This is a genomic window from Bradyrhizobium sp. LTSP885 (genome assembly GCF_000938305.1).
Classification (GTDB): domain Bacteria; phylum Pseudomonadota; class Alphaproteobacteria; order Rhizobiales; family Xanthobacteraceae; genus Bradyrhizobium.
In genome coordinates, this window is record NZ_JYMT01000038.1 from 397,698 (window position 1) to 418,918 (window position 21,221).

At 63.2% G+C, this 21,221-nt stretch carries 20 protein-coding genes; 12 read left to right on the top strand and 8 right to left on the bottom strand.

Going from position 1 to position 21,221, the window contains the following annotated elements:
- The first annotated feature begins 18 nt into the window (after positions 1-18).
- The gene (locus tag UP09_RS25610) at positions 19-918 is read left to right on the top strand and encodes a sigma-70 family RNA polymerase sigma factor (RefSeq protein WP_044541052.1); all 900 of its coding nucleotides are present in this window, start codon (positions 19-21) and stop codon (positions 916-918) included.
- Positions 919-1,080: 162 nt separating this feature from the next.
- On the opposite strand, the gene UP09_RS25615 is transcribed toward UP09_RS25610, so the two are convergent.
- Positions 1,081-1,626, bottom strand: a complete 546-nt coding sequence (locus UP09_RS25615) for a hypothetical protein (protein ID WP_044541228.1) — start codon at positions 1,624-1,626, stop codon at positions 1,081-1,083.
- Between the two features lie 413 nt (positions 1,627-2,039).
- Between UP09_RS25615 and UP09_RS25620 the strand changes: the two genes are divergently transcribed.
- The 5 genes from UP09_RS25620 (at position 2,040) to UP09_RS25640 (ending at position 6,844) form a co-directional block, all read left to right on the top strand.
- Entirely contained in the window at positions 2,040-3,224 is a 1,185-nt protein-coding gene (locus UP09_RS25620) for an ABC transporter substrate-binding protein (protein ID WP_044541053.1), read from the top strand.
- 259 nt (positions 3,225-3,483) lie between these two features.
- On the top strand, positions 3,484-4,401 hold the full coding sequence (locus UP09_RS25625) for a branched-chain amino acid ABC transporter permease (protein WP_044541054.1): 918 nt from the start codon (positions 3,484-3,486) through the stop codon (positions 4,399-4,401).
- Complete coding sequence (locus UP09_RS25630) at positions 4,398-5,345, top strand: branched-chain amino acid ABC transporter permease (protein ID WP_197082737.1); 948 nt, start codon at positions 4,398-4,400, stop codon at positions 5,343-5,345. The genes UP09_RS25625 and UP09_RS25630 overlap by 4 nt, the downstream gene beginning before the upstream one ends.
- A 4-nt stretch (positions 5,346-5,349) precedes the next feature.
- Complete coding sequence (locus UP09_RS25635) at positions 5,350-6,117, top strand: ABC transporter ATP-binding protein (protein ID WP_044541230.1); 768 nt, start codon at positions 5,350-5,352, stop codon at positions 6,115-6,117.
- Entirely contained in the window at positions 6,110-6,844 is a 735-nt protein-coding gene (locus UP09_RS25640; protein ID WP_044541055.1) for an ABC transporter ATP-binding protein, read from the top strand. The genes UP09_RS25635 and UP09_RS25640 overlap by 8 nt, the downstream gene beginning before the upstream one ends.
- 15 nt (positions 6,845-6,859) lie before the next feature.
- Here UP09_RS25640 and UP09_RS25645 read toward each other — a convergent pair whose 3' ends face one another.
- Genes UP09_RS25645 through UP09_RS25665 form a run of 5 tightly spaced genes read right to left on the bottom strand, consistent with a single transcriptional unit; the run spans position 6,860 to position 11,330 of the window.
- A complete protein-coding gene (locus UP09_RS25645) occupies positions 6,860-8,131 on the bottom strand; it encodes an MFS transporter (RefSeq protein WP_044541056.1) in 1,272 nt (423 codons plus the stop codon).
- A gap of 46 nt (positions 8,132-8,177) precedes the next feature.
- Positions 8,178-8,621 carry a cupin domain-containing protein gene (locus tag UP09_RS25650; RefSeq protein WP_044541057.1) on the bottom strand — a complete coding sequence of 148 codons (444 nt, stop codon included), beginning with the start codon at positions 8,619-8,621 and terminating at the stop codon, positions 8,178-8,180.
- A gap of 40 nt (positions 8,622-8,661) precedes the next feature.
- A complete protein-coding gene (locus UP09_RS25655; protein WP_044541058.1) occupies positions 8,662-9,465 on the bottom strand; it encodes an alpha/beta fold hydrolase in 804 nt (267 codons plus the stop codon).
- A gap of 54 nt (positions 9,466-9,519) precedes the next feature.
- Positions 9,520-10,068, bottom strand: coding sequence for an NAD(P)H-dependent oxidoreductase (locus tag UP09_RS25660; RefSeq protein WP_044541059.1), 549 nt, complete (start codon positions 10,066-10,068; stop codon positions 9,520-9,522).
- Between the two features lie 29 nt (positions 10,069-10,097).
- A complete protein-coding gene (locus tag UP09_RS25665; protein WP_044541231.1) occupies positions 10,098-11,330 on the bottom strand; it encodes an acyl-CoA dehydrogenase family protein in 1,233 nt (410 codons plus the stop codon).
- 528 nt (positions 11,331-11,858) lie between these two features.
- On the opposite strand from UP09_RS25665, the gene UP09_RS38625 reads away from it, so the two are divergent.
- From UP09_RS38625 to UP09_RS25695, 6 genes are all read left to right on the top strand, one after another.
- A complete protein-coding gene (locus UP09_RS38625; protein WP_245302192.1) occupies positions 11,859-12,593 on the top strand; it encodes a response regulator transcription factor in 735 nt (244 codons plus the stop codon).
- 274 nt (positions 12,594-12,867) lie between these two features.
- Positions 12,868-14,193: an ABC transporter substrate-binding protein gene (locus tag UP09_RS25675; protein WP_044541061.1), complete on the top strand. Its 1,326-nt coding sequence runs from the start codon at positions 12,868-12,870 to the stop codon at positions 14,191-14,193.
- Positions 14,194-14,266: 73 nt separating this feature from the next.
- Complete coding sequence (locus UP09_RS25680) at positions 14,267-15,130, top strand: ABC transporter permease (protein ID WP_044541062.1); 864 nt, start codon at positions 14,267-14,269, stop codon at positions 15,128-15,130.
- Entirely contained in the window at positions 15,127-16,014 is an 888-nt protein-coding gene (locus UP09_RS25685; RefSeq protein ID WP_044541063.1) for an ABC transporter permease, read from the top strand. The genes UP09_RS25680 and UP09_RS25685 overlap by 4 nt, the downstream gene beginning before the upstream one ends.
- Positions 16,015-16,028: 14 nt before the next feature.
- Positions 16,029-17,150: an ABC transporter ATP-binding protein gene (locus UP09_RS25690; RefSeq protein ID WP_044541064.1), complete on the top strand. Its 1,122-nt coding sequence runs from the start codon at positions 16,029-16,031 to the stop codon at positions 17,148-17,150.
- A gap of 24 nt (positions 17,151-17,174) precedes the next feature.
- Positions 17,175-18,191, top strand: a complete 1,017-nt coding sequence (locus UP09_RS25695; RefSeq protein ID WP_044541065.1) for an alpha/beta fold hydrolase — start codon at positions 17,175-17,177, stop codon at positions 18,189-18,191.
- Positions 18,192-18,239: 48 nt separating this feature from the next.
- Here the strand turns inward: UP09_RS25695 and UP09_RS25700 are convergent, their stop codons facing one another.
- Both UP09_RS25700 and UP09_RS25705 read right to left on the bottom strand, forming a co-directional pair.
- Positions 18,240-19,676 (bottom strand): glutamine synthetase family protein, encoded by a 1,437-nt coding sequence (locus tag UP09_RS25700; protein ID WP_044541066.1) that lies wholly within the window; start codon positions 19,674-19,676, stop codon positions 18,240-18,242.
- A gap of 114 nt (positions 19,677-19,790) precedes the next feature.
- Positions 19,791-21,149, bottom strand: a complete 1,359-nt coding sequence (locus tag UP09_RS25705; protein WP_044541067.1) for an aromatic ring-hydroxylating dioxygenase subunit alpha — start codon at positions 21,147-21,149, stop codon at positions 19,791-19,793.
- Positions 21,150-21,221: the final 72 nt, after the last annotated feature.

Consider the following 21,221-nt stretch of genomic DNA (forward strand, 5'->3'; position numbering starts at 1 on the left):
CAGACCGGGCGAGGAACGATGACATCACCTCCTGATCCGCCGGCGGCGACCGATATCGACGCATTGCTGGCAGCGACGCGGCCAAGACTGCATCGCTACTGTGCGCGCATGGTCGGCTCGGTCATCGACGGCGAGGACGTGCTGCAGGATGCGCTGATCAAGGCAGTGGAAGCATTCGCTTCCGCTGTGCCGATCCAGAACCCGCAAGCCTGGCTGTTCCGCATCGCGCACAATACCGCGCTTGATTTCCTGCGTCGCCGCAACCGGCTGGAGGCGCTGCGTTCGGCTGAGGAGGTGGAGATGATTGCCGACCGGCTCGACGACGTGGAAAGCCGCCAGATCGCCGCGACCAGCCTGCGCACCTTCATGCGCCTGCCGGTGGCGCAGCGCTCCAGCGTGATCCTGATGGACGTGTTGGGCTGCTCGCTTGCGGAAGTCTGCGGCATCATGGATTTCAGCCTGCCCGCGGTGAAGGCCGCGTTGCATCGCGGGCGTACGCAGCTGCGCGAATTCGCACGCGAGCCTGACGATGCGCCGCGGCCCGGGCTGTCGGACGCGGATCGTCTCAGGTTGAATGCCTATGTCAGCCATTTCAACGCCCGCGACTTCGACGCGATCAGGGCGATGATCGCCGACGACATCAGGCTCGAACTCGTCAACCGCACCAGGCTGAACGGCAAGGCTGAAGTGTCGACCTATTTCGGCAATTATTCGAAGATCGATGACTGGCGCCTGGTGGCCGGGCAGGTCGACGGACGTCCCGCGATCCTGGTGTTCGATCCGAATGAGCCGGACCGGCCGAAATATTTCATGCTGCTGAACTGGTCCGCCGACAAGGTCGCAACGATCAGGGACTTTCGCCACGCGGCTTATGTCATCGATGGCGCGGAGTGCGTGGTGGATGGAGGGTCTGTTTGAAGTTGGAACGCGAAACCAACCCCACGTCGTCCCGGGCTTGACCCGGGACCCATAACCACAAATGCGAATTGTTGTGCGACGCTGTGGCTCCAGCCTTCGCGAAATCAGCAACGGTGGTTATGGGTCCCGGCCTTCGCCGGGACGACAGTTGTGAGTGGAACGCTACCGCGTCCGGCCGCCGAATTCGCCGTTGCTGACGCGCGCGATGCGATTGGCGGCTGGAGCCGGCGCGTCGCTCTTGCGCCAGGCGCCATCGGTTGTCCCGCTACGGCCGCGCGGCTGCGCCGGCGCGTCTTCGGAATACCCGCCCGGCCAGAAGAACAAAGCGAGCGTCAGCCCGGTATTGACGAGCGCGCCGACCACCGTGCCGGTGTGCTGATAGGTCAGCGCATATTCCGGGAATTTGCCGGCGACGACGTAGTCGATCACGACCAGGGCGACCCATCCCACCATCACGCAGACCGGATCCCAGCCGATGTCGCGGATGCGCATCGACTGCAGCATGAAGTTGATGGCGAGCAGGGCAAAGAAGGCAATGACGACTTGCGGACTGTTCGCGGCCTGGGCCAGCAGCACATCATGGTTTCGTGGCAAGCTGCCGATGATCGCCGCGAGGATCAGCGCGAAGCCGATGCCGAGCCCGAAGGTGCCGACTACGAAGGTCAGCCGGCCAATCCGGGCGTTGAAGCCGAACAGGTAACTCAACATGTCACGCTTCCCTTTCGGCAAAGCTTCGCCCGTCAGTGCTTTCGAGACCATGAAGCGTTGGCCGGCGTGTGGGCGCGTGGTTTCCGGTTGCTTTACCGAATGCGTAAATCCTGCTGCGGTGCGCCGAGGGGGTTTGGGTTGGGGTTTTGGGATTTGGGTTTTTCGGGGAGACGCCTGCGACAATAGTTGCCCTCGCAACCGGCATTATATTTCTTGCCACGGCCGGTTTCGACGAATTATGGTGCAAGGTGCTGGGGTATGCGCCGAAGGTTCTAAAGCCGGGGCGTCGGTTCATGCTTGCTGCAGACTTGCGATATCGCGCACAAAACACGTCACTGAGAACGGCGCGCGCAAAGCGCGGAGCCAGGCCGGGTTCGCGGGCTGGCGGGACTTTGCTGAGGAGGGGAGTGACTATGAAAAAGGCATTTTGGCTGGCAAGCGCCATGGCCGTGGTTTCGGCTCTGGCGCTGGCGCAGCCCGCGACGGCGGCTGACAGCATCAAGATCGGGTTTGTCTCGACCTTCAGCGGCCCGACTGCCGTGATCGGCAACGACATGCGCAATTCCTTCGAGCTCGCCCTCGACCATCTGGGCCGCAAGATCGACGGCAAGCCGGTCGAGGTGATCTACGAGGACGACCAGCAGAAGCCCGACGTTGGCAAGCAGAAGACCGAGAAGCTGGTGCAGTCCGACAAGGTCGACTTCATCGTCGGCTATATCTGGTCGAACGTGCTGCTGGCGTCGCTGAAGACCGCGGCCGACTCGAAGACCTTCCTGATCTCGGCCAACGCCGGTCCGTCGCAGCTCGCCGGCGAGCTGTGCTCGCCCTACACCTTCTCGACTTCCTGGCAGAACGACCAGACGCCCGCCGCGATGGGCCTTTACATGAACCAGAAGGGCGTCAAGTCGGTGTTCCTGATCGGCCCGAACTACGCGGCCGGTAAGGACATGCTCGCCGGGTTGAAGAGCACCTTCAAGGGTGAGGTGGTCGGCGAGGAATACACGGTGTGGCCGAGCCAGCTCGACTTCTCCGCCGAGCTGTCGAAAGCGCGCAACTCCAAGGCCGAGTCGATCTTCGTGTTCTATCCGGGCGCGGCGGGCGTCCAGTTCCTGAACCAGTATGCCCAGGCTGGCATCAAGGCGCAGATCCCGCTCTACACGGCGTTCACCGTCGACGAATTGTCGCTGCCGCTGCAGAAGGACAACGCGATCGGCATCCCCGGCGCGCAGGAATGGGTCAACGATTTGCCGAACGCCGAGAACAAGAAGTTCGTCGAGGACTACCGCAAGAAGTACACTGGCCTGCGCCCGACCTATTACGGCGCCCAGGCTTATGACGCCGCCCAGCTCATCAACAGCGCCGTCGTCGCGGTGAAGGGCGATCTCACCAAGAAGGACGAGATGAAGGCCGAGATGGAGAAGGCCAACTTCAAGTCGCTGCGTGGTCCCTTCAAGTACGGCAGCAACCACATCCCGATCCAGAACTTCTATTTGCAGGACGTGGTCAAGGACGCCGACGGTGCGCTCTCGCTGAAGACGGTCGCGACCATCGTCAAGGACGACCAGGACCGCTTCCACGACAAGTGTTCGATGAAGTGATTTTTGGGCGCCCTTTGGCGTGCGGCTTGCTTTGTTCACCTCGCCCCGCTCTTGCGGGGAGAGGTCAATCGCGAAGCGATTGGGTGAGGGGCTCTATCCGCGAGCTGAACTCGTGGAGACAGCCCGTCACCCCAACCCTCTCAGGGCGAGCTATGCTCGTCCCGGCCCCGCAAGAGCGGGGCGAGGGAGAATAATCAACAAGCCGTAAATGCGGCGGCGCAGATGCCGCTGTTTTGTTTCAGCCTGATATGAAGGGTCCATGTATCTCGTCGTCGAACAACTCCTGAACGGCCTGCAGTTCGGCCTGCTGCTGTTCCTGCTCGCAGCCGGCCTGACGCTGGTGTTCGGCATCATGGATTTCGTCAATCTGGCGCATGGCTCGCTCTACATGATGGGCGCCTATTTCGCGGCAACCTTCGTGGCGTGGACCGGCAGCTTCGTGCTCGGCGCGCTGTTGGCGCTCGGCGCCACGCTGCTGCTCGGCATCGCGCTGGAATATGTCGCGCTCCGGCATCTCTATGGCCGCGATCATCTCGACCAGGTGCTGGCGACCTTCGGCCTGATCCTGTTCTTCAACGATGCTGTCAGGCTGATCTGGGGCCCGGCCGGCCTCGCGCTGCCGCTGCCGGTCTGGCTGACCGTGCCGGTCGAGATCATCCCCGGCGTGTTCTACCCGGCCTATCGGCTCATGATCATCGCGGTCGCGCTGGCGGTCGCCGCGCTGCTCTATCTGGTCGTGATGCGCACCCGCGTCGGCATGCTGATCCGCGCCGGCGCCTCCAACCGCGAGATGATCGGTGCGCTCGGCATCAACATCAAGCTGCTGTTCACCCTGGTGTTCGGTCTCGGCGCCGCGCTCGCCGGCCTTGCCGGACTAATGCAGGCGCCGATCCTCACCGTGCAGATCGGCATGGGCGAGAACATCCTGATCCTCGCCTTTGTCATCATCGTGATCGGCGGCATCGGCTCGATCCGCGGCGCGTTCATGGCCGCGATCTTCGTCGGCGTCATCGATACGATGGGCCGTGCCTTCCTGCCGGATCTGCTGCGCAAGGTGCTGAGTGGGGCTGCGGCCTCGACCGCCGCACCCGCGCTGTCCTCGATGCTGATCTACCTTTTGATGGCGATCATCCTCGTGGTCCGGCCGGAGGGGCTGTTTCCGGCCGCCAAGCGATGATGCCCAAGCTCAACGTCTCCAATTCAGTCGCGGCGCTACTCTGCGCCGCCCTGGTCCTGCTGCCGGTCTATTCGGCTGTCACAGGCAATATCTTCATTCTCACGCTGTTCACCCGCATCGTGATCTACGCACTGGCCGCCGCGAGCCTGAACCTGATCATGGGCTATGGCGGCATGATGAGTTTTGGTCACGCCGCCTATCTCGGCGTTGGCGGCTATGCGGTCGGCATCCTCGCCGCCGAGGGCATCGGCTCCGGCTTCATCCAGTGGCCGGTGGCGCTCGCGGTTTCCGCGCTGTTCGCCCTGGTCATTGGCGCGCTCAGTCTGCGCACCCGCGGCGTCTACTTCATCATGATCACGCTGGCCTTTGCGCAGATGGCCTATTACGTCACCTCCGGCCTGTCGCGTTACGGCGGTGACGACGGCCTCACCGTCTACAAGCGCAGCGATTTTGCCGGGCTGATCAACCTCTCGAACCGCTCGCAATTCTATTACCTCTGCCTCGCCTGCCTGTTCGGCGGGCTCTATCTGATCTGGCGCATCGTCAATTCGCGCTTCGGCCTGGTGGTGCAGGGCGTCCGCTCCAACGAGCAGCGCATGCAGGCGATCGGCTTCCACGCCAACCGCTACCGGCTGGTCTGCTTCGTCATTGCCGGCACCATCTGCGGCCTCGCCGGCGCACTGCTCGCCAACAACACCGATTTCGTCAGCCCTGCCGTGATGTACTGGACCCGCTCCGGCGATCTGATGGTGATGGTGATCCTCGGCGGCATGGGTTCGCTGTTTGGCCCTGTGATCGGCGCGATCGTCTATCTCCTGCTCGAGGAACTGCTGTCGCAGGTCACCGAATATTCGGGGCTGATCCTGGGTCCGGTGCTGCTGCTGATCGTGGTGTTCGCGCGCGGCGGCATCATGGGCCTGCTCGGGAGGATGAGTCGTGCCTGATTCCTTGGCTGATCCCTTGCTGCGTGTCGACAATCTGGTCCGCCGCTTCGGCGGCATCACCGCGACCGACAACCTCTCGCTGGAGGTCGTGCCGGGCGAGCTGCACGCCATCATCGGCCCCAATGGCGCCGGCAAGACCACGCTGATCAGCCAGCTCACCGGACAGTTGATGCCAAATTCCGGCACCATCCATTTCGGCGGCCGCGACGTCACCGGGTTGCCGGCCTACAGGCGCAGCCGGCTCGGGCTGGCGCGCTCGTTCCAGATCACGTCCCTGCTGAAGGACTTTTCGGCGATCGACAATGTCGCGCTGGCCGCCCAGGCGCATGACGGCCACTCCTTCCGCTTCTGGGGCAGCGCGCGCAAGGAGAAACACCTGCGCGATACCGCGCGTGCGGCGCTGGCGCGCGTCGGCCTCGGCCAGCGCGCCGATATCGTGGTGTCGCAACTGAGCCATGGCGAACAGCGCGAACTCGAGCTTGCGGTCGCGCTTGCCACCAAGCCGCGGCTGCTGCTGCTCGACGAGCCGATGGCGGGCCTTGGTGTCACGGAATCCGCGCGGATGGTCGGGCTTCTCAAGGAGCTGCGCAAGGAAGTGACGATCGTGCTGGTCGAGCACGACATGGAGGCGGTGTTCGCGCTCGCCGACCGCATCACGGTGTTGGTCTATGGCCGCGTCATCGCCTGCGATGTGCCCGACGCGATCCGCAAGCACGACGAGGTCAAGCGCGCCTATCTTGGCGATCAGCATGTGGTGGTCGCCCATGTCTGAAACAAAAGTGGCTGATGGCGAGAACCTGCTTGAAGTCGATGCGATCGAGACCTGCTATGGCCTCAGCCAGGTGCTGTTCGGCCTGTCGTTGCAGATCAAGGCAGGCGAGATGGTCGCGCTGATGGGCCGCAACGGCATGGGCAAGACCACGACGGTCCGCTCGATCATGGGCCTGACGCCCGCCCGCGCCGGCGCCATCCGCTTCGCCGGGGAGCAGGTGCGTGGGCTGCCGTCCTACAGAATCGCAAAACTCGGTATCGGGCTTGTCCCAGAGGGACGCCAAATCTTTCCGAACCTGACGGTGCGGGAAAATCTTGTCGCCGCGTCAGGCAATCGCCTCGGCAGCCGTGATCCCTGGACGCTGGAAAAAATCCACGCGCTGTTTCCGCGGCTCGCCGAGCGCGGCAGCAACATGGGCGTCACGCTGTCCGGTGGCGAGCAGCAGATGCTCGCGATCGGCCGCGCGCTGATGACCAATCCGAAATTGCTGATCCTCGACGAGGCCACCGAAGGCCTCGCGCCGCTGATCCGCGACGAGATCTGGAGCTGTCTGTCGATGCTCAAGGCACAGGGGCAGTCGGTGCTCGTGATCGACAAGAACGTCGGAAACCTCTCCCGCATCGCCGACCGCCACTACATCATCGAGCGCGGCCGGACGGTGTGGAGCGGCACCAGCGAGCAGCTGATCGCAGAGCCGGATTTGCAGCATCGCTATTTGGGAATTTGAACGAGGCTCGTTGTTCTATTCTGCAGGGCTTTCAATCACCTCTGTTCGGCCGACTTTATCCCGGGCGAGGATCATCAGCAGCGCGACGATGATGGCCTCGATGATCGCAAAGGCGGCGAAGGCGCCGGTGAACGAACCGCCGGAGGCGTTGATGATGGCTCCCATCAACCACGGCGCCACAAACGCCGAGAATATCCCGAACACTTCGGCATAGCCGATCGCGGCCGGGGCGAGCGCGTCGGAATATTTCTCGCTCAGCAGCGCGAAAATCGCTCCGCCACCCAGCAGGGCGATCCCGCTGATTGCGGCCAGCAGCACCAGTGCTGCGAACGGCAGCGGCGTGACGACGCTCCAGAGAAACATCAGCGCGGTCAGGAACGCCAGCAAGGCGGTAAGCTTGATCATGAAGAGCTTCCCGAGCCGATCGGACATGTAGCCGCCGATCACGAGGAAGACCACTTGGGACAGGCCCATCACGGTGCCGATCACGGCTCCGGCTTCCGGAGGCATATGCTGGACGGTGATGAAGGCGGGGACTACCCAGGTGGCGGTGCCCGCGATCGCGAAGGTGCAGGCGACGATGCCGAAGCCGCCGACGGCGATCCATTTCGAGCGGAAGATTTCGCCGAGCGGCAGCGTCTCGCGCGCCGTTTCGTTGCCCCAGCTGAAATTGGCGATGCCGAGTTCGCGCGGACCGTTGCGCACCACAAGGGCGTCGATGACAGCGACGATCAGCGTGCCGATCGCGAGCACGGCGAAGAAGGTGCGCCAGCTGGTGGCGAGTGTCAGCGGAATGCCGAGTGCGAAATCCATGGTGATGGCAAGGCTGTAGGCTGCCAGGATCAGGCCGACGACGGAGCCGCGCCGGCTCTGCGGGAACCAGCCGAAGATCAGCTTCATGTTGCCGATGAAGATGCCGGCATCGAAGAAGCCGATCACGAGCCGCAGCACGACGAGCTGGAGGTAGCTCTGCACGAACACCTGCAACACCATGCCGAGCCCGGTGCCTGCGAGCCCGATCAGCAGCATGTTGCGTGCGGACATCGAGCGGCTGACCGGAGACCAGACCACCATGCCGACGCCATAGGTGAGCGCGAAGATGCCCTGGGCGAGGCCGGCCTCGGCAGGATTGAGCTTGAGCGTCTCGGATACGAAGGGAAGCACGGCGGCGAACGCGTACCAGTCCGCGGCGAGAAAGATCTCGCACAGGATCGCGAGCATCAGCATCCCTTTTTGCCAGCGTGCAATGCTCTGGCGATCGGTCTCGGCAATGGTGGTCCAGCTCATGATTGCTCCTCTTGGGGATCGAGATCAGGTGAAGGTGAACGCGACATCAGGCGGGAGGCGGCAGGAAATTGACCTCGTGCTCGGCGGCGATGCGCACCACCTGCTGCGGGTCCGGAACATTGTGGATGCGCTCGAACAACGTCTTCAGCGAGCGCGTCGGCGCCACCCAGAACAGGCTGGTCGCGGTCTCGCCCGATCGGTTGAAGATTCCGTGCGGCAATCCCTTGGGCATGCGGACCAGGTCGCCGGCCCTGGCGACGAAATCCTTGCCGTCGAGCCACAAATCGTAGCGGCCGCTCAGGACGTAGACGAGTTCGTCCTGGGTCGGATGCACGTGCGGGGGCACGAAGGTGCCATCCGGAAATACGGCGTGCCAGGCCATCGAGGCTTCGGATTGCTGCTTGAGGGTGTAGGTCTGACCCAGGATGTTCCAGACGATGTCGTCAAAGCCTTCGCTGCTTGCCGTGACGCCGGGAGGCATGTCGGTCATGGTGGTGTCCTCTGTTGTTGCGGGATTGCGATCGGCCGGTTCAGCCGGCGAGAAAATCGGTGACGTGACGCGCGGCTGCCGGCGTTTCCTCGAAGACGAGGTGCCCGGTCGCCGGCACGAGAACGAGACGTCCGTCCGCAAGGCCGGCCATCCAGGCGTGCGCCTGGGCGGTCGGACGCAGGCGATCCTCGGCGCCCCACAGAACCAGGGTCGGTGCGCCGATCCGATGCAGCCAATGCGCGAGCTTCGGGTTGCCCTGCGGGTCGTTGCGGATCAGCTTGGCGAAACCTGTGACCTCGCGCCCAAGCCGCGCGTCGAATGCAGGATCGGGGGCTTGCGGGAAATAGCGCAGTGCCACCGCTGGATCGTGCGCGAGGTAGGACGGCAGCTCGTGCGGCGCGATCTCGAACAGCCCTGGTGCCGGCGCGTTGGCGACGACCAGCCCGGCGGGTGCGACCAGCACGAGCCGGCGCACCCGCTGCGGTTGGCGGATTGCGAATTCAGCGGCAAGCCAGCCGCCGAGGGAAAACCCGGCGAGGTCGAACCCGTCGAGACCGATCCGGTCGAACAGGTCCATATAGTGCAGGACATGGTCTTCGGCGGTGTCGATCGCATCTGCATCGCCGGAATCGCCAAAGCCGATATGATAGGGGATGATCACGGTGTGCCGCGTGGCCCATTCGCGCGCCATGTCGAAACCGGTGAAGGTGCCGGTGCCGTGCAGGAACACCAATGCCGGTCCGCTTCCGATGGTGTGGACGACCGTCCGCGCGCCGTTGATATCGTATTCCGAACGGGTGAAGCCGGTCAGGTCAGGCAAAGCCTTGGCGGCAGCATCAGGCATGGTCGAAGTCTCCGGTTGAAGGCGGCAAGGCCGGGCATTGGGTGTCGAGATTATTCATGCGGCGTCGGCGCGACGGCCCCTCAAGAGAGCGGCTAACTGTTCGGCTGCGTTGGCGATTCGTGCGGTGATCATCGGGGCCAGCGCTTCGCCGGGCGCGAGCTCGCCGCGGCTGGCGTAGATTGCGGTCGACACCGTGCAGGCTTCGAAGAAGCCGAACAGCGGGCGCAGCTGATGCTCCACCACCAGGGAGTGGCGCAGCCCGCCGCCGACGGCCGTCAGCACCACGGGACGATTGCGCAGGGTGCTGGGCTCGATCAGGTCGAATACGTGCTTGAACAAGCCTGGATAGGAGCCCTGGAAGACGGGACAGCCGATCACAAGGCCATCGGCGCGCTCGATCGCTTCGATCACAGTGCGAGCGTTGTCATCGAGCGTAGTGCGGCTGAATGCGGCGATGCCGGGACCGGCATCGACCAGATCAAGAACGTCGAAGGTGAGGGGATGCCGTGCGCTCAACTCCGCGCCGACAGCTTCCACCAGCGCGCGCGCCTTGGACGGCCGCGAGGTGTTGCCGCAGAAGCCGACGATGCGGGGCTTCGTCACGTGGTCATCCTCATGTCTCGATGACCGGCTCAGCCCGTGACCCCGAACACGGTCCATTGCGATCCCGGCGCGGGAAGGCCGAGCAAAGCGCGCCCGCATTCCTCGACGATCTGGTCGGCCATCAGGATGTGCTGCGTCCCCGAGTGGATGTCGCGATAGAAGCGCTGCATCGGCGTGTTGTGCAGCGAGGCGCCACGCGCGGCGCGGTGTGCGAAGGTGCCGACGTCGGAAATCACGTCATGAACGTGGCGCAGCGACAGCTTGATCATCGTCATCTGGTCGAGCGTCGGGGCTTCGCCGCGCGCGCAGCTCTCCGACACCTCGCGCCAGGTCTCGTGCACCAGCGCCCGCGCGGCGCGAAAGCGCGCCTCGACCTGGGCGAACTGGAACTTGAAGCTCGCGCTCTCGCTCGACTTGCCGAAAGCATCCTGGCGCTGCACGATGACCTTCACGAGTTCGTCGAGCATGCGACGCCCGACGCCGACCGCCCAGCCGGAATGAGCCCAGGCACTGTAGCCGGCAAGGCCGAGCGCGCCCTGCACGCCGCCGCGGCGGGGTGCGCCGATGTCGAAGTCGTAGGTCATGTGGGTCGGCACAAACAGCTCGGTGCCTTCGCTGATCGTGTAGTCGAAGCTGCCGGTGGCGCGCAGGCCGAGCACATCCCAATTGCCCATCAGCCTGATGGTCGCGCGCGGATGGTGGGTGACGACGATCTTGGGCTGGCCGTTGGGGCCGATCACCATGTCCTTGCCAGTCGGATCGGTGACGAAGCAGCCGGAATGCACCCATTCAGCGTGCTGGATGCCGCTGCCATAGGCCCAATTGCCGCGGATCATGTAGCCACCCTCGACCGGTCGGGCAAAGCCGCGCGGCACGCCGTTTCCGGCGATGGTGATGTCGGGGCCGTTAGCGAAGACCGTCTTGATACCTTCGTCCTCGACATAGATGGCGAGGGTGGTGCCTTCCATGTTGTTGCCGATTACGCACCAGCCGGCCGAAGCGTGGGCATAGGACAGACGTTCGATCACCGTCATCGCATCGAATGGCAGCAATTCCGCGCCGCCGACCTGTTTCGGAAACAGTATGGTATAGATGCCGGCCTTGCGCAGCGCGGCGACCACGTCGTCGGTGAGATAGCCCTGGGCCTCGGCGTCGCCTGCCCTGGATTCCACCAGGGGCAACAGCGCGTCGAGACGGGCGTGAAACTCGGCGGCTGTCGTGGTGCCGAAGGGTTTGGTGGCGCGCTGAGCAGACACGTTCATGGTCGATATCTCCACGTCAGGATCGATCCCGTCGCGTTCACCGATCGGTGGCGCGGAGCGGGTGGTTGAAACCGGATGGCAGGAGCCCACCGATCCCGGGCACGACTCTGCCTTCGCCCGCCAGGCATTGGGCGGGCGGGCGAGAAAGTGCACCTGCGATCGATGTCGGCGTGTCCCGCCGGATCGCGCGATCACGAGACGGCGGTCGGAGCCGGCACTCGGGCGTCGCGCGATTGCGATGTCAGGATCGTAGGAGACGGCTCGGCAACCCGGCAATCCCCCGGCATGGGGGGTATTCGCGGCCGTGGCCTGCGGCAGGGCCGAGAAGAAGCGCTGCTGCCGCTTCTTTTCGCTTGACCAATCGTAAGGCAGCGCAGAAATTTTAAGCCTATAAGATCCGTCAACGGCGCACATGTCCTGGGGCAGATTCCTGGAGGCCGGTGCAGCGCGAGCGCGCAAGGAGTGGCGGTGCCAGCGGGACGAATGCAGTTGGATCATCTGCGCGAGCGCCGGCTCGCCGATGGACTCATGTCCATCGCGGAGAGCCGGTCGGTGCGCGGTTTAGGCGTCGCCTGCTGCTCGGCGATCAGCAGCCTGACTGGATCTCCGACTGTCGGCCTCTATCTGCTCGACGGCGCCGAGCCGGAACTGGTCTACAGCCGCCATGTCGCGGAAGGCCTGCTCGACAATTACAAAGCGGGTTTCTGGAAGCGTGATCCCGTGCTCGACTGCATTCTGACCCGAAGCCGCGTCGTCGATGGCGCATCGCTGCTTGGTTCGGAGCATTGGCCGCGCAGCGCGTCGTTCGAGATGTTGAGAGAATGGGGCTTCAGCTACAACATGGGCGGGCCCCTGCGGTGCGGCCACAAGATCATTGGCGTGCTGTTCACCGCGACGATGGATGCCGAAGCTCCGTATACCCCGCTGCTGCGGCAGCGGATGGACATGCTGTGCCGGGCAGGCTCGCTGGCCGTGACGAATATGATGAATTCAGGTGAGCTCGAGCAGAGCCGCGACGCCATCATGCTGCCCGAGCGCGCGGTGTCGCCGTCGCCGGCCATGCTCTCGCTGCGGCTCCCGCCACGTTCCGCGGATGTCGCGGTCCGGATTTGCCGCGGCCAGACCAACAAGGAAATAGCGCGCGAGATGGGCATCTCGGATCAAACCGTCAAGGAACACGTCGCCAATCTCTGTCGGCGGTTTGGCGCGCATAACCGCACGGAATTGGCCGCGTGCCTGTTGCGCGATAGCTCGCGCCACTGAGCATTTCGAGCAAAGGCCCGGCCCGGACTTGATCCGCGGGACCAATCGGATGTTGCACTCATTCTGAGCAGTGGCGGCAAAGACGATGCTGTGATGCCTTTGTCAACACCGCTTTGCCTAATCATTCTCCACACGCCCATTTGCCTGCGCGCTACTCGCCCGTCGCGAAAATTGAAATACGTGCTTTGCCGACGGGGGATGGGGTAAACGCCGAATAACACATTCCCCGCGAGCGCCCGACACTGTCTTGAACTTCCAGCGGGGGCTAAGCAAAATGGCGGTCAAGGACAAAAGTGACGCGGGCAAATCCACCAAGGGCGTCAGCCGGCGGTCATTGCTGAAGGCAGGTGCCGCGGTCGCCGGCGCGGCGATCGGAACCGATGCCGTGACCGGATTTCCCACGATCTGGGCGCAGGAGATCAAGGACATCGAGTTGCGCCATGTCGGCGTGTCGTACTCCGTCGTGAAGGCGATCGGCGATCAGGCAGCCAAGGATCTCGGTTTCAAGGTCACGATGCAGAACCTTGACACATCGGCGGCCATCAATCGCTTCATCACTCAGCCCAACAGCGTCGACATCGCGGATCTCGAGGGCTGGCAGGCCAAGCTTGCCGCCAAGCGCGGCGTGATCCAGGGCATCTCGGCCAAGAAGATCAAGGAGTTCGATAACTTCCTTCCAATCTTCACAAAGGGCGAACTCGATGGTCACAAGATTCCGCGCCAGGGAATTTCGCCCTATGAGGCGCTCTATATCGAGAAGCCCGACTCCACCGACCTGCATGACGGCGTCACCGAATGGTTGACCAACGTCCCGCAGGTTTATAACGCGGATTCGATCGGCTATCGGCCGGATCTCGTCGGCCACACCGTGACTCAATGGAAGGATCTGATCGATCCGAAATTCAAGGGCAAGGCCGCCATTCTTGACGTCCCCGCGATCGGCATCATGGATGCCGCGCTGTGCTTTGAAAGCGCCGGGCTGATCAAGTACGGCAACAAGGGAAACATGACGAAGAAGGAGATCGACTTCACTTGCGACAAGCTGATCGAACTGAAGAAGGCCGGCCAGTTTCGCGCAACCTGGACCACGTTCGACCAATCGGTTCAGTTGATGGCGGCCGGAGAAGTCGTGATCCAGTCGATGTGGTCGCCGGCCGTCGCGGCCGTTCGGGTCAAGCAGGTTCCCTGCGTTTATGCGCCTGTCAATTTCAAGGACGGCAAGGAAGGCTACCGTGGCTGGTGCAACGGCATGGGGCTAATGAAGCATCTCACCGGCAAAAAGCTCGATGCCGCCTACGAATACATGAATTGGTACATGTCGGGCTGGCAGGGCGCATTCGTCAGCCGCTACGGCTACTACAGCCCGGTGCCTTCGACCGCGAAGAAATTCATGACGCCGGCGGAATACACATTCTGGTACGAGGGAAAACCGGCTCCCGAGCCCGTGACCGACCCGTATGGTGTCCCGATGGAGGCGGCCGGTACGGTTCGCGACGGCGGTTCGTTCGTTGAACGCGTCACCAACATCTCGTGCTGGAACACGCTGATGGACGAGTCGGCGTACATGAACAAGCGCTGGAACGATTTCAAGGTCGCCTGACCAGGACCGTCATCGTCGGGGCAGTCGGCCGCAAGTCGGCTGGCGAGGTGAGTCGATTTTCCAGAGAAGTTTCATGAGAGTATCTCGATCGACCATTAGCTGGCTGTATGTGTCGCCACTGATGTTCGTGCTGATCCCGTTCTTTGTCCTGCCCATTCTGGTGGTGCTGGTCGCCAGCGTGTTCGAGACCGACGGCTTCGGCGGCTTGATCCCGACCTTCACCTTGGCCAACTACGCCACGGTGCTGACCTCGGGTCTCACCTTCAATCTCTATCTCGCGACGGTGAAATTCACCGTCCTCACCTGGTTCTTCACGCTGCTGCTCGGCTTCTTCGTCGCCTACTTCCTGGTCTTCCATGTCCGCAATCCGCTGCTCGCGATCGGCCTCTTCCTGATCTGCACGGTGCCGTTCTGGACGTCGAACATCATCAGAATGATTTCCTGGATTCCGCTGCTGGGCAAGGAAGGCCTGATCAATTCCGCGCTGCTGCGGATCGGCCTGATCCGTGAGCCGCTCGAATTCCTGCTTTACTCCGGATTTGCGGTCGTCGTCGCCTATGTGCATCAGCTCACGATCTTCATGATCGTGCCGATCTTCAATTCGATGGCCCGCATCGACAAGCGCGTCGTCGAGGCCGCGATCGACGCGGGGGCCAGCCGCTTCGATATCATGCGCTTGATCATCGTGCCTCTGTCCAAGAGCGGGATCGCCTTGGGTTCCATCTTCGTGGCATCGATTGTCATGGGTGATTTCTTCGTCACCAAGGTGATGTCCGGCGGCGGCTCCGCATCGGTGGTGAGCGCGTTCTACGAGGACATTTCGGTGCTGCAATATCCGGGAGCGGCGGCGAGCGCGATCGTCTTGACGGTCGTGTTGCTGGCGATGGTTGCCCTGATCCTGCGCACCGTCGATATAAGAAAAGAAATCACCCGATGAGTACGGCGCCGCAGGCGGTCACGATGGCTGACGAGCGTATGACGAAGCGGGCGATCGCACCCAGCCGTGGCGGACGGCCGTGGACCTTCTACCTGCTGGCGACGCTGTTCACGTGCTACGTCGTCGCGCTCTACGGTCCGATGATCTGCATTTACATCCTGTCGTTCCAGGACGTGCGCGGCGGCCTGGTATTCCCGATGAAGGGGCTGTCACTGCACTGGTTCGTCGATCTGTTCACGCAGGTGAGAACCGGCGACGTCAAGGGCGCGTTCGATCGCTCCATCAAGCTCGCGATCGTGGTGACTGTTATCACGGTGGTAGTTTCATTCATGGCGGCGATGGCTTTCCGCCGGCGCTTCCCGGGCGACAATATCGTGTTCGCGTTGATGATCGGCAGCCTGGTGGCGCCGGGCCTGGTGTTGGGCATCGGTGTCGGACTGCTGTTCAACGCGATCGGCATCGAAACGTCCCCCTATGCGTCGGCTCTCGGTGCGCAACTCTCCTGGACGCTGCCGTTCGGCGTGCTGGTGATGTTCGCCGTGATGTCGCGTTTCAATCCGGCCTGGGAGGAGGCGGCGCGCGATCTCGGTGCTACGGCGTGGCAAACGATTCGCCTTGTGATCATTCCCGTTCTGGCGCCTGGTCTGGTGGCCGTCGCATTGTTCGGCTTCACGCTGTCCTACGACGAGTTTGCGCGAACGCTTCAGACCGCCGGTCCCCAAAACACCCTGCCACTTGAGATATGGAGCATGACGCTCAACGTCACGTCACCGTCTCTCTATGCGCTCGGCACCGTGACCACGATCATCTCGTTCTTGATCATTGGTGCGGCACTGGGAACTATCGTATTCATTCAAAGACGTCGGGGCGCTCGCGCGTCCTGATCGGAGACCAAGCCATGGCGGTTCTGCGCGGTGACATCGAACTCGCCGGCCTGACAAAGAGTTATGACGGCGTACACACGGTTGTGCAGGGCATCAACCTGAAGATTCCCGATGGTGCCTATTGCTGCTTTCTCGGCCCATCCGGCTGCGGCAAGACCACGATTCTGCGCATGATCGCCGGACACGAAGATCCGACCGACGGCGAGATTCTGATCGGCGGCGAAAACGTGGTGGGATTGCCGCCGGTCACGCGCGGTACGGCGATGATGTTTCAATCCTACGCGCTGTTCCCGCATCTGAGCGTGCGGGACAACGTCGCGTTTGCGCTGCGCATCCGCGGCCTGTCGAAGGCGGATCGTTACCGGAAAACCGATGCGATGCTCGAGAAGGTTCGGCTTTCGGAGCTGGCCGACCGGCTGCCGGCCCAACTCTCCGGCGGCCAGCAACAGCGTGTCGCGCTGGCGCGTGCCGCCATCACCGAGCCCCGGGTGCTGCTGCTGGACGAGCCGCTTTCCGCGCTCGACGAGCAGTTGCGGGTGCGGATGCGGCTTGAGCTGCAGCGAATGCAGCGCGACCTCGGCATCACCTTCGTGCACGTCACCCATTCGCAGCTCGAGGCTATCGCACTGGCCGATATGGTCGTCGTGATGGACCGCGGAGAGATCAAGCAGGCCGGCCCGGCGCGAGACGTCTATGCGGCGCCGCGAGATCGCTATGTGGCCGAGTTCCTGGGTGGGCAGAACGTGTTCTCCGGCCGTGTCGATGCCATCAAGGACAATCTCGTCAGCTTCGCAGCGCCGCAGATGAAGCATGTCGCCGTCCCAGCGGGTTCGTCGCGTGTCGGCAAGGGCGACATCATCGACGTCGCGGTCCGTCGGGATGATGTCGATCTGATCCGGCCGGGCATTGATCTGGCGCCTGACACCTCGTCGTTGGCGAGCCGGGTGCTGGCGGTCGAATATCAGGGCAACTTCGTCAAGGTCATGCTGGACGCGACCGGTGAAGACGAGTTCGTCGCCTATGTTCCCGAACGGGTGTTCTTCCGCGATCCCTATACGATCGGCGATGTCGTTCAGGCGACGTGGCCGTGTCACCTCGCGCGGCTGCTTGCCAAAACGACTTCACCAACTGCGTAAACTCAAAACCAGAGAGGGACTTCCATGGCTGACTATGAGGTGTTCGAGCTTGGCGACGTGACGCTGCAATGCGGGCAGATCCTGCGCGGCGCCAAGATGGCGTACAAGACCTATGGCAAGCTCAACGCGGCCAAGGACAACGTCATCGTTTATCCCTGCTGGTATTCCGGAACTCATCTGGAAAACGAGTGGCTGATCGGGCCAACGATGGCGCTGGATCCGGAAAAATACTTCATCATCGTGCCGAACATGTTCGGTAACGGCCTTTCGACCTCGGCAAGCAACACGCCGGCGCCGTTCAATGGGTCCCGTTTCCCGAAGATCACCGCTTACGACAATGTCGTGCAACAGCATCGGCTGGTCACGGAGAAGTTCGGAATCAGCAAGGTCAAGCTGGTGACCGGCTGGTCGATGGGCGCGCTGCAGACGTTCCATTGGGGCGCGATCTTCCCTGATATGGTCGAGCGCATCCTGCCATTTCAGGGCTCGGCCAAATGCTCGCGCCATAACTTCGTCTTCCTCGAAGGCGTCAAGGCGGCACTTCAGGCCGACGCCGCCTTCATGAACGGCTTCTACAAGGAGCAGCCGCAGAAGGGCCTCCGCGCCGCGTCGCGCGTCTATGCGGGCTGGGGTTTTTCGCAGACGTTCTACCGCGTCGAAGCCGATCTGAAGAAGATGGGCTACGCCTCGCTGGAGGATTTCCTGGTGGGCTTCTGGGAAGGCTGGTTGCTTTCCAAGGATGCCAACAATCTCTTGACCATGCTGTGGACCTGGCAGAACGGCGATATCTCCAACAACCCGATCTACAACGGCGACTACAAGAAGGCGCTGGCCGGGATCAAGGCGAAGGCCATTGTCATGCCGGCCTCGACCGACCTGTATTTCCCTCCGGAAGACAGCGCCATCGAGGTCGAGCACATGCCGAACGCCGAGCTGCGCGTCGTCGAAACCTATTGGGGGCATTTCGCCGGCGGACCGGGCACCAGCCCCGACGACATCAAGGTCATCGACGCAGCCCTGAAGGAACTGCTTGCGCGCTGACGTCGCGTTCAGGGAGGACGGCGGTCTGCTCCGGCAGACTGCGGTCGCCTAAAACATCTCGAAATATTCGCGATGTTCCCAGTCGGAGACTTCGGCCTGAAACCGCTCGATCTCCGCATTCTTGATGTGGACGTAATAGTCCACGAACTCCGCACCCAACGCCTGGCGGAAGAACGGGTCCTCGTTCAGCGCGAACACTGCCTCGCGCAACGACTTCGGCAGCAGCGCGGCCTTGGTCTCGTAGGGCGTATCCGCCGACGGGCCGGGATCGAGCTTGCGGTCGACGCCGTCGAGGCCAGAGAGGATTTGCGAGGCCATGTAGAGGTAGGGGTTGGCCGCCGGCTCGCCGATCCGGTTCTCCAGCCTTGTTGCCGGATCACCGGCGCCGCCGAGCACGCGGATCATGACGCCGCGGTTGTCGCGGCCCCAGATCGCGCGGTCCGGCGCCAGCGAATAGGTGCGATAGCGCTTGTAGCCATTGATGGTCGGCGTCGTGAACACGGTGGACGCCCGCGCGTGCTCGATCAGGCCGGCGAGCCAGCCGCGGCCGAACTGGCTTAGGGGTTCGCTGCCCTCCTTCGCCATGAAGGCGTTCTCGCCGCTTGCGCGCGACACCACCGACTGATGCAGGTGCCAGCCGCTCGCGAACACGTTCGGCAGTTTCGGCCGGCACATGAAGGTGGCGTGATAGCCGTGGCGGCGCGCGATCTGCTTCACTGCGGACCGGAACAACACCATGGTATCGGCCGGCGCGAGGCCTGTCGTCGGCGCGAAAGTGAATTCGCACTGGCTCGGGCCGTACTCGACCTCGACCGAGCGCAAGGGCAGGCCGAGCGCGAGGATGTCGCGACGGAAGATTTCGAGCGCCGGCTCCATCTGGTCGTAGCGCTGCTCGGTCAGGTACTGGTAGCCGTGCGACAGCAGGCTGACCGACGGCGGCCTTCCCGGCTGGCCCGAGTCTTCGGGCGCCATGTGAGCGTCATCGAGCTTGAACAAATGGAATTCGACCTCGAGTCCGGCGACGAAATCGTAGCCGCGGCTGCCGAGTTGATCGAGCACCTTGCGATAGAGATGGCGGGTCGCGAACGGCACCGGCCGTCCGTCGCTGAAATAGAGGTCGCAGAGCAGCCAACCGGTGTTGGGCACCCAGGGCAGCACCCGGAACGTGGTGGGATCGGCGACCATCAACGCGTCGGCGGCGCCCTCCATCTCCTTCATGCCAAAACCGCCGCCGGCGGCGAATACCGGGAACACGGTCTTGTGCGCGGTGTCCTTGGCGAGCATTGACGTCGCGATCGAGCAGCCGCCCTCCAGCGAGCGCGCCGCTTCGCCGGCGATCAGCGTCTTGCCGCGCAGGATGCCGTGCTGGTCGGGAAAAGCCAGCCGGATGACTTCGAGGTTCTTCTCCTCGACGATGCGGCGAAGGCGGTGTGCCGCCTCCTTCTGCTCGTCCGACCACAGGCCGTGACGCTCGACAAAACTCACGGCGTTACTCCCACGTTGTTCGTCGTTCCGGGATGGTCCGAAGGACCAGACCCGGAACCTCGAGATTCCGGGTTCGGTGCTGCGCACCGCCCCGGAATGACGATGCCACAACCATCACTCCGCCGCCGTCAGATGATGCACCTTGCCGGCGATCTCGCGCGGCACTGGTGCGGCCCAGGGCGCCCCGTGGCGGCGCTTGACGTCGACTTCCATCCAGTAGAGTTCCCAGCCTTGGGTCGGCCCTATGCCGTCCATCGTCGCCGGCCCCTGGATGCTGCGCGCGGTGGCGTCGTCGAGGAACAGCATCGGCTTTTCGCCGCCGGCGACCTTCTCGATCTCCTGCCGCAGCAGCCGGCGATATTGCACGATCGCCTTGTCGCTCTGGCCGAGATGCTCATTGGTGCGGTCCTGGATCGGGCCCATCGATTCCACCGCCCATTGGTCGTGGACGTTGATGTCGGCGCCCATGCCGGTGTAGGTCTCGGTCGCCTGCTCGTGCGGATCGAAGCCGTAATCGTTGCTCTTGTTCTTGCGCGACTTGTAGTCCGGCAGCTCATAGAGCTCGAGCCGCTGCTCGCGCATCTTCTTTTTGTCCACCGGCGCGGCGAAGCTGGTGAAGATCGCGTACCAGTAGCAGTTCTCGTCATCGACGGGCACGTGCCACTGCGTGATCGTCATCTCGGTCGACATCGGCAGGACGAAGCCGTGCGGGAATAGCTGGTTGGTGACCCGCACATGGGTGCGCTCCTCGTCGATCTGGCGCAACGTGATCAGGCGGAGGCCATATTCGGTGTGCTCCACATTGATGATGGGCCGATCGAACTCGCGCATGATCCTGGTCATCGGCATGTCGGTGCCGGCAGAGGCGCCGCGGAACTGTTTGCCGTAGGCGGTCGACGTGTCCTCGTCTTCGAAGAAGCGATGCAGAAAGGAGGCGTGCGACGGGTCGATGCCGACCTCGAGCGCCTGCAGCCAGTTGCAGCCCCAATGCCCCTTGAACGCAAAGGTGTGGCTGTCGGGTGCCACAAAACAGTCGAGCTCCGGAAAGGCCGGCGGCTCGCCTTCGCCGAGGTAAGCCCAGAGGATGCCGCTCTTCTCGATCACCGGATAGGAGCGCTGCCGGATGCCCTTGCAGAGCTGCGAGCCGGCGGGCTCGGCCGGCGTCTCGATGCATTGGCCGCTCGCGTCGAACAGCCAGCCATGGAAGGCGCAGCGCAGGCCGCCATTCTCGAGCCGGCCGAAGGCGAGGTCGGCGCCGCGATGGGCGCAGTGGCGATCGATCAGCCCGTAGCGGCCGTCCTCGCCGCGAAATAGCACCAGGTTCTCGCCGAGCAGTTTCACCGGCCGCACCGGGCGTGCGCCTTGCAACTCATCGACCAGCGCCGCCGGCTGCCAGTACATCCGCATCAGCTTCCCGCAACTGTCCTTAGCCCCGGTGCGGGTGATCAGGTCATTCGCTTCCTGGCTCATCATGGCGGCGTCTCCATTTGGATTTGTTCGCCTATTGAACGTATGTGCGAATTATGCCATGTCTTGATAGGACAG

Excerpts from the sequence above, each read along its gene's own strand:
- UP09_RS25705 (WP_044541067.1), bottom strand. The coding sequence starts at position 21,149 with ATGATGAGCCAGGAAGCGAATGACCTGATCACCCGCACCGGGGCTAAG.
- UP09_RS25690 (WP_044541064.1), top strand. The coding sequence starts at position 16,029 with ATGGCGGTTCTGCGCGGTGACATCGAACTCGCCGGCCTGACAAAGAGT.
- UP09_RS25675 (WP_044541061.1), top strand. The coding sequence starts at position 12,868 with ATGGCGGTCAAGGACAAAAGTGACGCGGGCAAATCCACCAAGGGCGTC.
- UP09_RS25625 (WP_044541054.1), top strand. The coding sequence starts at position 3,484 with ATGTATCTCGTCGTCGAACAACTCCTGAACGGCCTGCAGTTCGGCCTG.
- UP09_RS25665 (WP_044541231.1), bottom strand. The coding sequence starts at position 11,330 with ATGAACGTGTCTGCTCAGCGCGCCACCAAACCCTTCGGCACCACGACA.
- UP09_RS25640 (WP_044541055.1), top strand. The coding sequence starts at position 6,110 with ATGTCTGAAACAAAAGTGGCTGATGGCGAGAACCTGCTTGAAGTCGAT.
- UP09_RS25620 (WP_044541053.1), top strand. The coding sequence starts at position 2,040 with ATGAAAAAGGCATTTTGGCTGGCAAGCGCCATGGCCGTGGTTTCGGCT.
- UP09_RS25630 (WP_197082737.1), top strand. The coding sequence starts at position 4,398 with ATGATGCCCAAGCTCAACGTCTCCAATTCAGTCGCGGCGCTACTCTGC.
- UP09_RS25685 (WP_044541063.1), top strand. The coding sequence starts at position 15,127 with ATGAGTACGGCGCCGCAGGCGGTCACGATGGCTGACGAGCGTATGACG.
- UP09_RS25695 (WP_044541065.1), top strand. The coding sequence starts at position 17,175 with ATGGCTGACTATGAGGTGTTCGAGCTTGGCGACGTGACGCTGCAATGC.
- UP09_RS25615 (WP_044541228.1), bottom strand. The coding sequence starts at position 1,626 with ATGTTGAGTTACCTGTTCGGCTTCAACGCCCGGATTGGCCGGCTGACC.
- UP09_RS25655 (WP_044541058.1), bottom strand. The coding sequence starts at position 9,465 with ATGCCTGATGCTGCCGCCAAGGCTTTGCCTGACCTGACCGGCTTCACC.
- UP09_RS38625 (WP_245302192.1), top strand. The coding sequence starts at position 11,859 with ATGTCCATCGCGGAGAGCCGGTCGGTGCGCGGTTTAGGCGTCGCCTGC.
- UP09_RS25610 (WP_044541052.1), top strand. The coding sequence starts at position 19 with ATGACATCACCTCCTGATCCGCCGGCGGCGACCGATATCGACGCATTG.
- UP09_RS25645 (WP_044541056.1), bottom strand. The coding sequence starts at position 8,131 with ATGAGCTGGACCACCATTGCCGAGACCGATCGCCAGAGCATTGCACGC.
- UP09_RS25650 (WP_044541057.1), bottom strand. The coding sequence starts at position 8,621 with ATGACCGACATGCCTCCCGGCGTCACGGCAAGCAGCGAAGGCTTTGAC.
- UP09_RS25680 (WP_044541062.1), top strand. The coding sequence starts at position 14,267 with ATGAGAGTATCTCGATCGACCATTAGCTGGCTGTATGTGTCGCCACTG.